Source organism: Leifsonia sp. 1010 (assembly GCF_031455295.1).
In the GTDB taxonomy this organism is placed as follows: domain Bacteria; phylum Actinomycetota; class Actinomycetes; order Actinomycetales; family Microbacteriaceae; genus Leifsonia.
In genome coordinates, this window is sequence record NZ_JAVDSL010000003.1 from 208056 (window position 1) to 221473 (window position 13418).

Genomic DNA, 13418 nt, shown 5'->3' on the forward strand with positions numbered 1-13418 from the left:
CCCAGCCTACTCTGCGCAGCTCACGAACGGCCGCGAGCGGCGGCAGCCGGGGGTGCTCTTAGAGGATCTCGGGATCGTCGAAGCGCACCCGCAGCGTCGGCGCCGGACGGTAGCCCGGCCGTCCGGCCGGGGCGCGGCGACGGCGCGTCGCGTTCTTCACGACGGCGGCACGGACGGACGCCGCGACGTCGGCGCCATGCGCGTACTCGAACCGCAGCACGGCGCGCACGAGGTCGGGTCCCGAGCGGGCGGCGCGGGCCGACGGACCCTCCGCCTCCACCGGCGCGGGCCCCAGGACGTCGATGAGGAGGGAGCGATCCACCGCATCCAGCACTTCGGTCACGGTAGCCTCCGACCCGGTGACCGAGGCGAGACGCACCGCGGGCGGGAAGCGCAGCTCGCGGCGGTCCACCAGCTCCTCGTGCGCGAACTCGACCAGGCGGCCGGTCGCGAAGTCGCGCGCCAACGGTCCCCCGACGCCGACCAGGACCGTCGGGGCGCCGGGAGCGGCGAGCCCGGCGGCACTCTGCCACCAGCGCAGACAGTCCTCGGCGACGTGCAGGCTCTCGCGCGCCAGCATCCGCTCGCCGTCGAGCAGCAGCACCGCCTGGTACCCGCCCTCGGCGATCGGCTCGGCGCCGCGGGTCGCGACGACGAGCGCGGGCGCCGACCCGACACGCTGCACGGGGTGGTCGCCGTCGGCGAGGATGACGCGCGTGCCGGGGAACGCACGCCCCAGCTCCTCGGCGGTGCGGCCCGAGCCGACCGTGACCAGCCGGAACCGCCGGTGCTCGCAGTGCTCGCACTGCCAGTCGGTCGCGAGCCGGCCGCAGACGGTGCACGACGGCGGCGAGCCCGCCCGCGTCTGGTGCAGCGCGCCCTTGCAGTTCATGCACCGCGCCGCCTGCCCGCAGTTCGCGCACGCGATCACCGGAGCGTATCCCGGCCGCCCGACCTGCACGAGCACCGGGCCGCGCGGCCGTCCGCTCTCGCCGTTGAGCGCCTCGCGGGCGGCGCGCCACGCCGTCGACGGGATGCGCGCGGCGCGGGCCATCGGCTCGGGCGCCTGCTGGTTGGCGGTGAGCACCACCTTCGGGGTCTGGATGCGCTCCGGCGCGATGTCGCGCAGCCAGCCGAGCTCCACCAGGCGCTGTGCCTCCACGCTGCGGATGTTGCCGCTCAGCACCAGAGCGCAGCCCTCGAGCTCCTGCCGGACGAGGGCGGCATCCCGCGTGTGCACGTACGGGCTCAGCGGCTCGGCGTGCAGAGGGTCGCTGTCCTCCCACACCGCGATCAGGCCGAGCCGCTCGGCGGGGGCGTAGACGACCGAGCGGTTGCCGATGACGATGCGCGGGCCGGAGAGCGCCTCCAGGAACCCACGGTACCGGTCGGGGTTCGCCTGCCCGGCGTCGGCGCGCACGACCGCGTGCGCGGGAGCGGTGACCGCGAGTGCTGCGGCCAGCTGCTCGAGGTCGCGGTGATCGGGCACCGCGACGATCGCGGTGCGGCCGCCGCGCCAACAGTCGGCTGCCAGAGCCGCCAGGGTGACCGCCCACTCGCCGACCCAGGTGCCGTCGGGCAGCGGCACGAGGCGCGGGATGGCGCGGAGCGCTATCCGCTCGTCGCGCGCGACCGCATCCTCCAGCACCCGCTCTCCGTACCCGCGCACCGCCACGACCGCCGCCGACGGCTCCGGAGTTTTTCGCCCCTGCGACGGCGTGTCGGGAGGAAGAACTCCGGAGCTGTCGGCGTCGGCGGCGGCGGCGCGGGCCGCGAGCCACGCCTTCTCGACACGTACCATCCGGCCGGGGACGGCCAGCCGCAGGATGTCGCTCGCCGTGCCGGCGCTCCGATCCGCGAGCCGCCGCGCCAGTCGCCACACGCCGGGCGTAAGCACCTGGGCGGGCGAGACGACTGCCTCCAGCGGGCTCAATGTCCCGTCGTACCCGTCGTCCGGCTCGCCCACCTCGACCAGGTAGCCGTCGGCGACACGGCCGGCCGAGCGCAGCGGAACGCGCACACGCACGCCCGGCTGCGCGTCGGCGGCGAGCTCCTCGGGGATGCTGTAGTCGAAGAGGTGGTCGAGCTGCGGGAGCGGCGAGTCGAGGACCACCCGGGCGACCCGTCCGGCCGCCGCCACCGCTAGATCCCCGCGGCCGAGCGCAGGTCGTCGACGCGGTCGAGCCGCTCCCAGGTGAACTCGGGGAGCTCGCGGCCGAAGTGCCCGTAGGTGGCCGTGCGGGCGTAGATCGGACGCAGCAGGTCGAGGTCGCGGATGATCGCGGCCGGTCGCAGGTCGAAGACGTCGCGGATCGCGCCGATGATGCGCTCCTCCGGAACCTTCGCGGTTCCGAACGTCTCGACGTACAGCCCGACGGGCGCCGCCTTGCCGATCGCGTAGGCGATCTGCACCTCGAGCCGGTCGGCGAGGCCGGCGGCGACGGCGTTCTTCGCCACCCAGCGCATGGCGTAGGCCGCCGAACGGTCGACCTTCGACGGGTCCTTGCCCGAGAACGCGCCACCGCCGTGGCGGGAGGCCCCGCCGTAGGTGTCGACGATGATCTTGCGGCCGGTGAGGCCCGCGTCGCCCTTGGGGCCGCCGATCTCGAAGCGTCCGGTCGGGTTGATGAGGGTGCGGATGTGCGAGGTCTCGAGCCCGGCGGCGTGCATCACCGGGTTGATGACCTCCTCGATCACCTCGGCCTGCAGCTGCTCGTTGGAGACCTGCGGGGCGTGCTGCGTCGACAGCACGACCGTCTGCACCGACTTCGGCACCGCGCCCTCGTAGCCGATCGTCACCTGGGTCTTGCCGTCGGGCCGCAGGTAATCGAGCGTCCCGTCCTTGCGGACGGACGCGAGGCGCTCCGCCAGGCGGTGCGCGAGCCAGATCGGCAGCGGCATGTACTGCGGGGTCTCGGTGGTGGCGTAGCCGAACATGATGCCCTGGTCGCCCGCGCCCTGGCGGTCGAGGTCGTCGTGGCTCTGCTCGGCGCGCGTCTCGAGGGCGTTGTCCACGCCCTGCGCGATGTCGGGAGACTGCGCGCCGATCGACACGGAGACACCGCACTGGGTGCCGTCGAAGCTGACGTCGGACGAGTCGTACCCGATCTCGACCAGCTTGTTGCGCACGAGAGCCGGGATCTCGACGTAGCCGTTCGAGGTCACCTCGCCGGCGACGTGCACGAGACCGGTGGTGACGAGGGTCTCCACGGCGGCGCGGCTGTGCGGGTCGACGGTGAGCAGCGCATCCAGGATGCTGTCGGAGATCTGGTCGCAGATCTTGTCCGGGTGCCCTTCCGTGACGGACTCGGACGTGAAGAGACGCAGATCTGCCATTGTTCTCCCTGGTCGACGGGGCGCTTGTCTCACGACCGGATTCCTCCGGCGCGAGCGTTGTTCACGCGATGACGTCGAGGATACGGTCGGCCACCGACAGCTTGCTGCCCGAGGCCTCCATCACTATATCGCCGCCCTTGCGCAGGACCACGACCTCATTGCTCTCCGTTGCGAAGCCCTGCGACCAGCCCACCTGATTGAGCACGAGGAAGTCGCTGCCCTTGGCGGCGAGCTTGGTGCGGCCCAGTTCGATGAGGGCCTGCGGGTCCGGCTCGGTCTCGGCCGCGAACCCGACGACGACCTGGTCGTCGCGCTTGTGCGCGGAGAGCCCGGCGAGGATGTCGGGGTTGGCCACCAGCTCCAGCGTCAGGGTGTCGCCGTGGTCCGACTTCTTGATCTTGGCCTCGCGGGTCTCGGCCGGACGGTAGTCGGCGACGGCCGCCGTCATGATGACGACGTCGGCGGCGCGGGCGGCCTCCTCGACCGCCTCCTGCAGATCGAGCGCCGTCTGCACCTCGATGAGCTCGACACCCTCCGGCGGTTCGACCTCGAGATGCGCGGCGATGAGCACGACATCGGCGCCGCGGGCCTGCGCGGCGCTGGCGATGGCGACGCCCTGCCGACCGCTCGACCGGTTGCCGAGGAAGCGGACGGGGTCGAGCGGCTCGCGCGTCCCCCCGGCGGTGATGACCACGCGCTTTCCGGCGAGGTCCACGCCGCCACGCGGGCGCCGGGCGGCCTCGTTGGCGCGGCGGCGCTCGGAGAGCACCACCACGTCGTTCACCGCGGGGGCCTCGGCCGCGGACCCCGCGGGGAGGGCGGCGGGCGCGTGAGCGGGAGCTTCGACCGCGCGCGGCATCGCCCCGGCGGCGCGCAGGGCGGCCCGGACGATGACCTCCGGCTCCTCCATGCGGCCGGGACCGGAGTCGGCGCCGGTCAGCTGACCGCTGGCCGGCCCGACGACCGTGACGCCGCGGCTCCGCAGGGTGGCGATGTTGGCGACCGTGGCCGGGTTCCGCCACATCTCCGTGTGCATCGCGGGCGCGATGACCAGCGGCGCGGTGGAGGCGAGGACGGTGTTGCCGAGCAGGTCGTCGGCCAGGCCGGCGGCGAGCTTGGCGATGGTGTTCGCCGTCGCCGGGGCGATGACGATCAGGTCGGCGGACTGGCCGATCGCCACGTGCCGGACCTCGGCGACGCCCTCGTACAGGTCGGTCGCGACCGGATTGCGGCTGATGGCCTCGAGCGTCGGCCGCCCGACGAACCGCAGAGCGGCCTCCGTCGCGACGACGTGCACCGAGTGACCCTCGAGGACCAGGGCGCGGATGACACCGACGGCTTTATACGCAGCGATGCCGCCGGTCACTCCGACGACGATGGTCAATCGTGGGCTCAACGGCGGCACCTCTCCTGGGCCGGGGCCTCCCGGCTGCGGTCGTCCTGCGGTGTTGTCTTCTGCCTCTGTCTTACTCGGCGGCGATCGGCTTCAGGACGAGCTTGTCCTCGTTGATCTCGTGGAGCGCGACCGACAGCGGCTTGTCGTCGACGGAGGAGTCGACCAGCGGGCCGACGTTGTCGAACAGGCTGCCCTCGTGGAGGTCGGCGTAGTAGTCGTTGATCTGACGGGCCCGCTTGGACGCGAAGATCACGAGCGCGTACTTGGACTCGACGCGCGACAGGAGGTCGTCGATGGGCGGGTCGATGATGCCGTTGTTGCTGGTGGCCATGGATGCTCCTTGCTCTGGGCGATCGGGCGCTGGGCCGGATCGGACGACCGCGAGAGGCGGCCGGGGACGGTGGGCGCGCCGGCGACGGCGCGGAGAGAGGTCATGGACGCGCTGGCGCCGCACGGACCTTCATCAAGTCTACGACCTCGCGGGCCGCCTCTGCGACGTCGTGGTTGACGACCTTGTAGTCGAACTCGTCCTGGGCGGCCAGTTCGACCTTCGCCGTCTCCAGGCGCCGCTGCTGCTCGGCCGCATCCTCCGTGCCGCGCCCGATGAGGCGTCGCACGAGCTCCTCCCAGGTCGGCGGGAGGAGGAAGATCAGGCGGGCCTCCGGCATCGACTCGCGCACCTGGCGGGCGCCTTGGAGGTCGATCTCCAGCAGCACGCTGCGTCCTGCGGCGAGGGCCTTCTCGATCGGGGCGCGCGGCGTGCCGTAGCGGTAGGCGTTGTGCACGGTGGCGTGCTCGAGCAGCTCGCCGGCGGCGATCATCCGGTCGAACTCGGCGTCGTCGACGAAGTAGTAGTTGACCCCGTCGACCTCGCCGGGCCGCGGTGCCCGCGTGGTCGCGGAGACCGACAGCAGCACGTCGGGATAGTGCTCCCGGATATAGGTGGAGACGGTGCCCTTGCCGACCGCCGTCGGACCGGCCAGCACGACCAGCCGGTTGCGCTGGCGCGCGCTGCGGTTCTCGCGCTCGATGAGGTACTGGCGCAGCCGGAGCCGCTGGTGGCGCCCCAGGCCGCCGAGGCGCTTCGCGGGCGAGATGGCGAGGCGGTCCAGAGCCTCCTGCATCTTCGTCGTGCCGATGGCGGGCACGCTGAGCAGGAACTCGGTTACCCGCAGCCGCCCCTCGACGCCCTCCGGGTCGGCGGTCGCGCGGTCGAGCACGACGAGCGGCGACACCTCGCGTGACGCGATCGCCGCCTTCACCGCGGCACGTGCGCGGCGCGCGGCGACGGCGGCCTGCGAGGCCGCCTGACGGTCGACCTCGGGCGGTGCCGGGCGCAGGGAGGCAGCCTCCCGGGTGGATGCGGCCTCAGACATGCGCGGACCGCACCTCCTCGGCGCGACGCGCGATCGCGCCGGCCAGACCCGCGGGCCCTGCCGTGAGGAGCCCGCGCGACTCGCTGACGATCAGGCCGGTCGCGAGCGAGCCGAACAGGTGCGGCGCATCCTCGACCCGGGCGCCCTGGTGGCCGAATCCGGGCGCGAGCACCGGCAGTGCGGGCGTCCGCTCCCCCGCCGTGGCCACATCGATCCCGTAGTGGGCGAGCTCGACGGTCGCGCCGAGCACCAGCCCGACGGATCCGAAGGGCGCGCCGCCCGGCTGCTCCTGATTGAACGAATGCACGTCTTCGATGATCGCACGAGCGACGGACTGTCCCGCCCGCGGCCCGGAGCGCACGACCGCCTGCTGCACATCCGCCGCCTCCGGGTTGGAGGTCGCGGCCAGCACGAACAGGCCCTTGCCCGCGCGCTCCCCCAGCGCCATCGCGTCGGCGAGCGAACCCACACCCTGGTAGGCGGCGACGGTCATCGCGTCGGCCTCCAGCGGGGATCCGGGAGTCAGCCACGCCTCCGCGTATGCCGCGACGCTCGTGCCGATGTCGCCGCGCTTGACATCGGCGATCACCAGGAGACCGGCGGCACGAGCGGCCGCCAGCACCTCCTCCAGCGCGCCGTAGCCCGCGGCGCCGAAGCGCTCGAAGAAGGCGACCTGCGGCTTGACGATCCCCGCCCGGCCTGCTGCGGCCTCCACCACCGTCAGCCCGAAGGAGCGGAGGCCGTCGGCCGACGCCGGCAACCCCCACGCCTCGAGCAGGTGCGCGTGCGGGTCGATGCCGACGCACAGCCGCCCCTCCTCGGCGAACACCCCTGCGAGGCGCTCCCCGAACCGCGCCCCGCGCCCAGCCGACGACTCCTGAGTTTTTCGGCCCGGCAGCGGCGTGTCGTGCGGAAAAACTCCGGAGCTGTCGGCTGCGGGAGCGGGGTTCGTCATGCTCGGGCGGCCCTCTCGACGGCGTACTCCTGGAGGGACTTCACGTCGAAGCCCTCGCGGATGGCGTCCAGCGACGCGACGGCCGCGCTCAGCTCGGCGATGGTCGTGAACAGCGGCTTGTCCGCGGCCACGGCGGCGGCACGGATCTCGTACCCGTCGGCGCGGGCGGACCGCCCGCTCGGGGTGTTGATCACCACATCCACTTCGGCACGGTTGATGATGTCGACGATCGAGTCGCCGCCGCTCTCCTGGGCCTCGCTGTGCTTGCGCACGATGCGGGCCGCGATGCCGTTGCGGTTCAGCACCTCGGCCGTTCCCTCGGTCGCGACGATCTCGAATCCGAGCTGGTGCAGCCGGAGCACCGGGAGCACCACCGCGCGCTTGTCGCGGTCGGAGACCGACACGAACGCCGTCCCGCCGAGCGGCATGCCGCCGTACGCGGCCGACTGGCTCTTCGCGAACGCCGTCGGGAAGTCCTTGTCGATGCCCATGACCTCACCGGTCGAGCGCATCTCCGGGCCGAGCACCGAGTCGACGACCGTGCCCTCCTTCGTGCGGAAGCGCTTGAACGGCAGCACGGCCTCCTTCACGGCGACCGGCGAGTCCATCGGGATGCGCGAGCCGTCCTGATCGGGAAGCAGCCCTTCCGCGACCAGATCGGCGATCGTCTCGCCCACCATGATGCGCGAGGCCGCCTTGGCGAGCGGGATGCCGAGCGCCTTCGAGACGAACGGCACCGTCCGCGACGCGCGCGGGTTGGCCTCGAGCACGTAGAGCACGCCGGCGCCGATCGCGAACTGCACGTTCAGCAGGCCGCGCACGCCGATGCCCTCGGCGATCTTCCGTGTGGCCTCCCGCACCCGGTCGATCTCGCGGCGGCCGAGCGTGATCGGCGGGAGGGTGCACGACGAGTCGCCGGAGTGGACGCCGGCCTCCTCGATGTGCTCCATCACGCCGCCGATGTACAGCCGCTCGCCGTCGAACAACGCGTCGACGTCGATCTCGATCGCGTCGTCGAGGAAGCGGTCGACCAGCAGTGGATGCGACGGGCCGACGATCCCCTTACCGGCGACCCGCTCGAAGTAGTCGGCGAGCGATGCGCTGTCGTAGACGATCTCCATGCCGCGACCGCCGAGCACGAAGCTCGGCCGTACCAGCACCGGGTAGCCGATCTGCTCGGCGACGTGCGAGGCGCTCGGGAAGTCGACGGCGGTGCCGTTGCGCGGCGCGACCAGGCCGGCGTCGTCGAGGATCCCGGAGAACAGTCCGCGCTCCTCCGCCAGGTCGATGGCCTCCGGCGTGGTGCCGAGGATCGGGACGCCCGCGGCCTCGAGGCCCTTCGCGAGCCCCAGCGCCGTCTGGCCGCCGAGCTGCACGACCACGCCGACGAGCTCGCCGGACTGCGACTCCGCGTGGATGATCTCCAGCACGTCCTCCAGCGTCAGCGGCTCGAAGTAGAGCCGGTCGCTGGTGTCGTAGTCGGTCGACACCGTCTCGGGGTTGCAGTTGATCATGATCGTCTCGAACCCGGCGTCGTGCAGCGCGAACGACGCGTGCACGCACGAGTAGTCGAACTCGACGCCCTGCCCGATGCGGTTCGGACCGGAGCCCAGGATGACGACCTTGCGCTTGTCGCTCGGCTCCACCTCGGTCTCCAGGTCGTAGCTGGAGTAGTGGTAGGGCGTGAGCGCCGGGAACTCGCCAGCGCAGGTGTCCACCGTCTTGTACACCGGCCGGACGCCGAGGATGTGACGCACCTCGCGCACGTCGGCCTCGCCGAAGCCGCGCAGCTCGCCGATCTGCGCGTCCGAGAACCCGTGGTCCTTGGCGTAGCGCAGCGTGTCGGTGTCGAGCGTCGGGGCGTCGCGGATCTGGTCGGCGACCTCGTTGATCAGGACGATCTGGTCGATGAACCAGGGATCGATCTTCGTGGCCTCGAACACCTGCTCCGGCGTCGCGCCGAGGCGCAGCGCCTGCTGGACGTCGACGATGCGGCCGTCGGTCGGCGTCGCGATCGAGGCGAGCAGCTCGTCCACGGTGCGCGTCTGCGGCCCCCAGTGGAACGACGAGCCGCGCTTCTCGAGCGACCGGAGCGCCTTCTGCAGCGCCGAGCTGAAGCTGCGGCCGATGGCCATCGCCTCGCCGACCGACTTCATGGTCGTCGTCAGCGTCGGGTCGGCGGCGGGGAACTTCTCGAACGCGAACCGCGGGACCTTGACGACGATGTAGTCGAGCGTCGGCTCGAAGCTCGCCGGGGTCACCTTGGTGATGTCGTTCGGGATCTCGTCCAGCCGGTAGCCGATAGCGAGCTTCGCCGCGATCTTCGCGATCGGGAAGCCGGTCGCCTTCGACGCGAGCGCCGAGGAGCGGGAGACGCGCGGGTTCATCTCGATGACGATGATGCGGCCGTTCTCCGGGTTCACCGCGAACTGGATGTTGCAGCCGCCGGTGTCGACGCCAACCGCTCGGATGATGTCGATGCCGATGTCGCGCATCCGCTGGTACTCGCGGTCGGTCAGGGTGAGCGCCGGGGCGACCGTGATCGAGTCACCGGTGTGCACGCCGACCGGGTCGACGTTCTCGATGGAGCAGACGACGACCGTGTTGTCGGCCGTGTCGCGCATGAGCTCGAGCTCGTACTCCTTCCAGCCGAGGATCGACTCCTCCAGGAGCACCTCGCTGGTCGGGCTCTGGTGGATGCCGTCGCCGGCGATACGGCGGAGCTCCTCCGGGGTGTGCGCGAAGCCCGAGCCGAGTCCGCCCATCGTGAACGAGGGCCGGACCACGAGCGGGTAGCCGAGGTCCTCGGCGAACTCGAGGGCCTCATCCACCGTGTGCGCGATGTGGGAGCGCGCGACCTCGGCGCCCGCCTCCACGACGAGCTCCTTGAAGATCTGGCGGTCCTCGCCCTTCTGGATCGCCTCGAACTTCGCGCCGATCAGCTCGACGCCGTACTTCTCGAGGATGCCGTGCTCGTGCAGCTGCATGGCCGCGTTGAGCGCGGTCTGTCCGCCCAGGGTCGGGAGGATCGCGTCCGGGCGCTCCTTGGCGATGATCGTCTCGATGACCGGCCAGGTGATCGGCTCGACGTAGGTCGCGTCGGCGAAGTCGGGGTCGGTCATGATCGTCGCCGGGTTCGAGTTGACGAGGATGACGCGGACGCCCTCCGCCTTCAGCACGCGGCAGGCCTGGGTGCCGGAGTAGTCGAACTCGACCGCCTGGCCGATGACGATCGGGCCGGAGCCGATGACCAGGACCGACTGGATGTCTTGGCGTTTGGGCATCAGGCGTTCTCCTGGTTCTCGGTGCTGGCGGACTGGTCGGCGTGCTGAGCGCGCACCATGTCCAGGAAGCGGTCGAAGAGGTAGTTGGCGTCGTGCGGGCCCGCGGCCGCCTCGGGGTGGTACTGCACGCTGAAGGCGTTCAGGTCGAGGCAGTTCAGGCCCTCGACGACGTTGTCGTTGAGGGAGAAGTGGCTCACCTCGACGCGGCCGAAGCCGGCGGGCGAGTCGAAGGACGCGTCGATCGGTGCCTTCACCGCGAAGCCGTGGTTCTGCGCGGTGATCTCCACACGGCCGGTGCGCTTGTCGAGCACCGGCTGGTTGATCCCGCGGTGACCGAACGGCAGCTTGTAGGTGTCGAGGCCGAGCGCGCGGCCGAGCAGCTGGTTGCCGAAGCAGATGCCGAAGTACGGCAGCCCGGCGCGCAGGGTCTCCTGCAGGAGCGCGACATGCTTGTCGGAGGCCTGGGGGTCGCCGGGGCCGTTCGAGAAGAACAGTGCCGAGACGCCGAGGTCGAGCACATCCTGCGCGGACACCTGCTGCGGGAGGACGTGGACGTCGAGCCCGCGGGCGGCGAGGTTCTCCAGCGTGGACTTCTTCACGCCGAGGTCGAGGACGGCCACCGAGCCGACCTTCTCGCCGACGGCCGGGACGGTGTACGGCTCGATCGTCGACACCTCGGCCGACAGGTTGCGGCCCTTCATGGGCGCTCCGGCGAGCACCAGGTCCAGCTGCTCGCTGTCGCTCAGCGCGAAGTCGTCGCCCGAGAAGACGCCGGCGCGCATGGCACCGGCCGAGCGGATGTGACGGGTCACGGCGCGCGTGTCGATGCCGCTGATCCCGACGACGCCCTGGGCGACGAGGTCGTCGTCGAGGCTCCGCTGGGCGCGGAAGTTGGAGACGACGCGGCTGGGCTCGCGCACGACGTAGCCGGCGACCCAGATCTGGCGCGACTCCATGTCCTCGTCGTTCGTGCCGGTGTTGCCGATGTGCGGCGCCGTCATGAGGACGATCTGGCCCGCGTACGACGGGTCGGTTAGCGTCTCCTGGTACCCGGTCATCCCGGTGGCGAACACGGCCTCGCCGAGCGTGCGCCCGCGGGCGCCGTAGGCCCGGCCGACGTACCGTTTTCCGTCTTCGAGGACGAGCACTGCGGGTTCTGCAGCGAGCACGTCACACCTCCTTGTCGTTCGGGCGGTCGACGCCCGTCGTGTCGGCGCCGGGCGTCTCCGCACCGGCCGTGCCTGCGGCGTCCGACCGCGGCACGAGATCTTCGATGGCCGCGGCGAGCTGCGCGCGGCCGGCCGGGTCGACGACCCGGACGTAGCTGTCGGCGGCGGTGCCGCCGCTGGTGGTCCAGCCGAGCCGGAGCAGACCGTCCTTCTCGACGACGCGGTCGATGGCCACACTCGCGGCGCCGACGCCGGTGACGACGGCGGCCGGGATGAACACCGGCTGCTCCCCCGTCACCGCGAGCTCGACTCCCTCCGGCCGGACGGTCACGGTCGCCGTCCCGCGGAACGCCAGCCCGGGCAGGGTGAGCCGCTCCAGGGGCTGACCGGCGCGGGTCGTCGCGACGTACAGCACCTCGGTGGAGGCCGTCGGCGCGCTCAGCGTTCCCGGTGTCGAGTAGCCGCCGCCGGATACCGCGTCGCGCCGCACGCGCCGGCGCCAGCCGACGACCGCCAGTGCGAGCACGATGACGACGACCGCGAGGATCCCGAGGGTGGGGAGCACCTTATCCATGCGCCGTCACCCCCGCTCCGGCGGCCAGCCGCTCGGCGTCGACCACGGTGCCGTCGAGCACGGTCGCCCGGCCCTGGTGGAAGGTCGCCACGACACGTCCGGGCAGCGTCAGCCCGAGGTAGGGCGAGTTGACGCCCTTGCCCGCGAGGTCGCCGGTCGAGAACGTGCGCGACGCGGTCGGGTCGTAGAGGAAGAGGTTCGCCGCAGCGCCGGCGGCCAGCGGCGCGCCGTGGCCGTCCAGCCGGCCGATCTTCGCCGGGGTGGCGGACAGGACGCGCGCGATGTCGGCCCAGCCGAGCATCCCGTTGTCCACGACCGATGCCTGCACCACCGAGAGCGCCGACTCGAGGCCGACCATGCCGAACGCGGCGGCATCCCACTCGCAGTCCTTCGACTCGACGGGATGCGGAGCGTGATCGGTGGCGACGATGTCGATCGTGCCGTCGGCGAGGCCCGCGCGGAGCGCCTCGACGTCCTCCCGGCTGCGCAGCGGCGGGTTCACCTTGTAGCGCGCGTCGTAGCCGGTCGCCAGCTCCTCGGTGAGAGCGAGGTGGTGCGGCGTGACCTCGGCGGTCACGTCGATCCCGCGGGCCTTCGCCCAGCGGATCACGTCGACGCTGCCGGCCGTCGAGACGTGGCAGACGTGCAGGCGCGAGCCGACGTGCTCGGCGAGGAGCACATCCCGGGCGATGATCGACTCCTCGGCCACCGCCGGCCAGCCGGCAAGACCCAGCTCGCCCGAGAGTGCGCCCTCGTTCATCTGGGCGCCCTCGGTCAGGCGCGGCTCCTGCGCGTGCTGGGCGATGACGCCGTCGAACGCCTTCACGTACTCCAGCGCCCGGCGCATCAGCAGCGGGTCGGAGACGCACTTGCCGTCGTCGGAGAACACCCGGACGCGGGCACGGGATTGCGCCATCGCGCCCAGCTCGGCGAGGCGCTCGCCCTCCAGGCCCACCGTCACGGCGCCGATCGGGCGGACGGTCGCGTAGCCGGCGGCCTCGCCGAGGCTCAGCACCTGCTCCACCACGCCCGCGGTGTCGGCCACCGGCGACGTGTTCGCCATGGCGAACACCGCCGTGAAACCGCCCGCGGCGGCGGCGCGCGTACCGGTCAGGACGGTCTCGCTCTGCTCGTAGCCGGGCTCGCGCAGGTGCGTGTGCAGATCGACGAGCCCGGGCAGCGCCAGCAACCCGTCCGCGTCGATCGCCGTCGCACCCGCAGCGCTCAGCCCGGTGCCGGTCTCCACGATCCGGCCGCCCTCGACCAGAAGGTCCGTTCGGGTGCCGTCGGCCAGCGTCGCGCCGCCGATCAGGAATCTCTCGTCCACA

Annotated in this window: 10 protein-coding genes; all 10 read right to left on the minus strand. The window is 72.0% G+C overall.

Annotated features, from left to right (window positions below; all coding sequences use genetic code 11):
- Window positions 1–58: 58 nt before the first annotated feature.
- On the minus strand, window positions 59–2140 hold the full coding sequence (locus J2Y42_RS14560; RefSeq protein ID WP_309859968.1) for a primosomal protein N': 2082 nt from the start codon (window positions 2138–2140) through the stop codon (window positions 59–61).
- A 2-nt stretch (window positions 2141–2142) separates the two neighbouring features.
- Window positions 2143–3336, minus strand: a complete 1194-nt coding sequence (gene metK / locus J2Y42_RS14565; protein ID WP_018191195.1) for a methionine adenosyltransferase — start codon at window positions 3334–3336, stop codon at window positions 2143–2145.
- A gap of 61 nt (window positions 3337–3397) precedes the next feature.
- A complete protein-coding gene (locus J2Y42_RS14570; RefSeq protein WP_309860362.1) occupies window positions 3398–4720 on the minus strand; it encodes a bifunctional phosphopantothenoylcysteine decarboxylase/phosphopantothenate synthase in 1323 nt (440 codons plus the stop codon).
- 82 nt (window positions 4721–4802) lie between these two features.
- Window positions 4803–5063: a DNA-directed RNA polymerase subunit omega gene (rpoZ, locus tag J2Y42_RS14575; protein WP_018191197.1), complete on the minus strand. Its 261-nt coding sequence runs from the start codon at window positions 5061–5063 to the stop codon at window positions 4803–4805.
- A gap of 100 nt (window positions 5064–5163) precedes the next feature.
- On the minus strand, window positions 5164–6108 hold the full coding sequence (gene gmk / locus J2Y42_RS14580) for a guanylate kinase (protein ID WP_309859973.1): 945 nt from the start codon (window positions 6106–6108) through the stop codon (window positions 5164–5166).
- Window positions 6101–7063 (minus strand): orotidine-5'-phosphate decarboxylase, encoded by a 963-nt coding sequence (pyrF, locus tag J2Y42_RS14585; RefSeq protein WP_396427159.1) that lies wholly within the window; start codon window positions 7061–7063, stop codon window positions 6101–6103. The genes gmk and pyrF overlap by 8 nt, the downstream gene beginning before the upstream one ends.
- Window positions 7060–10347 (minus strand): carbamoyl-phosphate synthase large subunit, encoded by a 3288-nt coding sequence (gene carB, locus J2Y42_RS14590; RefSeq protein ID WP_309859974.1) that lies wholly within the window; start codon window positions 10345–10347, stop codon window positions 7060–7062. Before carB ends, pyrF begins: the two co-directional genes overlap by 4 nt.
- Window positions 10347–11495, minus strand: a complete 1149-nt coding sequence (gene carA / locus J2Y42_RS14595) for a glutamine-hydrolyzing carbamoyl-phosphate synthase small subunit (RefSeq protein WP_396427163.1) — start codon at window positions 11493–11495, stop codon at window positions 10347–10349. Before carA ends, carB begins: the two co-directional genes overlap by 1 nt.
- 22 nt (window positions 11496–11517) lie before the next feature.
- Window positions 11518–12090 (minus strand): hypothetical protein, encoded by a 573-nt coding sequence (locus J2Y42_RS14600; RefSeq protein ID WP_309859976.1) that lies wholly within the window; start codon window positions 12088–12090, stop codon window positions 11518–11520.
- The gene (locus J2Y42_RS14605; RefSeq protein ID WP_309859978.1) at window positions 12083–13417 is read right to left on the minus strand and encodes a dihydroorotase; all 1335 of its coding nucleotides are present in this window, start codon (window positions 13415–13417) and stop codon (window positions 12083–12085) included. The genes J2Y42_RS14600 and J2Y42_RS14605 overlap by 8 nt, the downstream gene beginning before the upstream one ends.
- Window position 13418 lies beyond the last annotated feature (1 nt).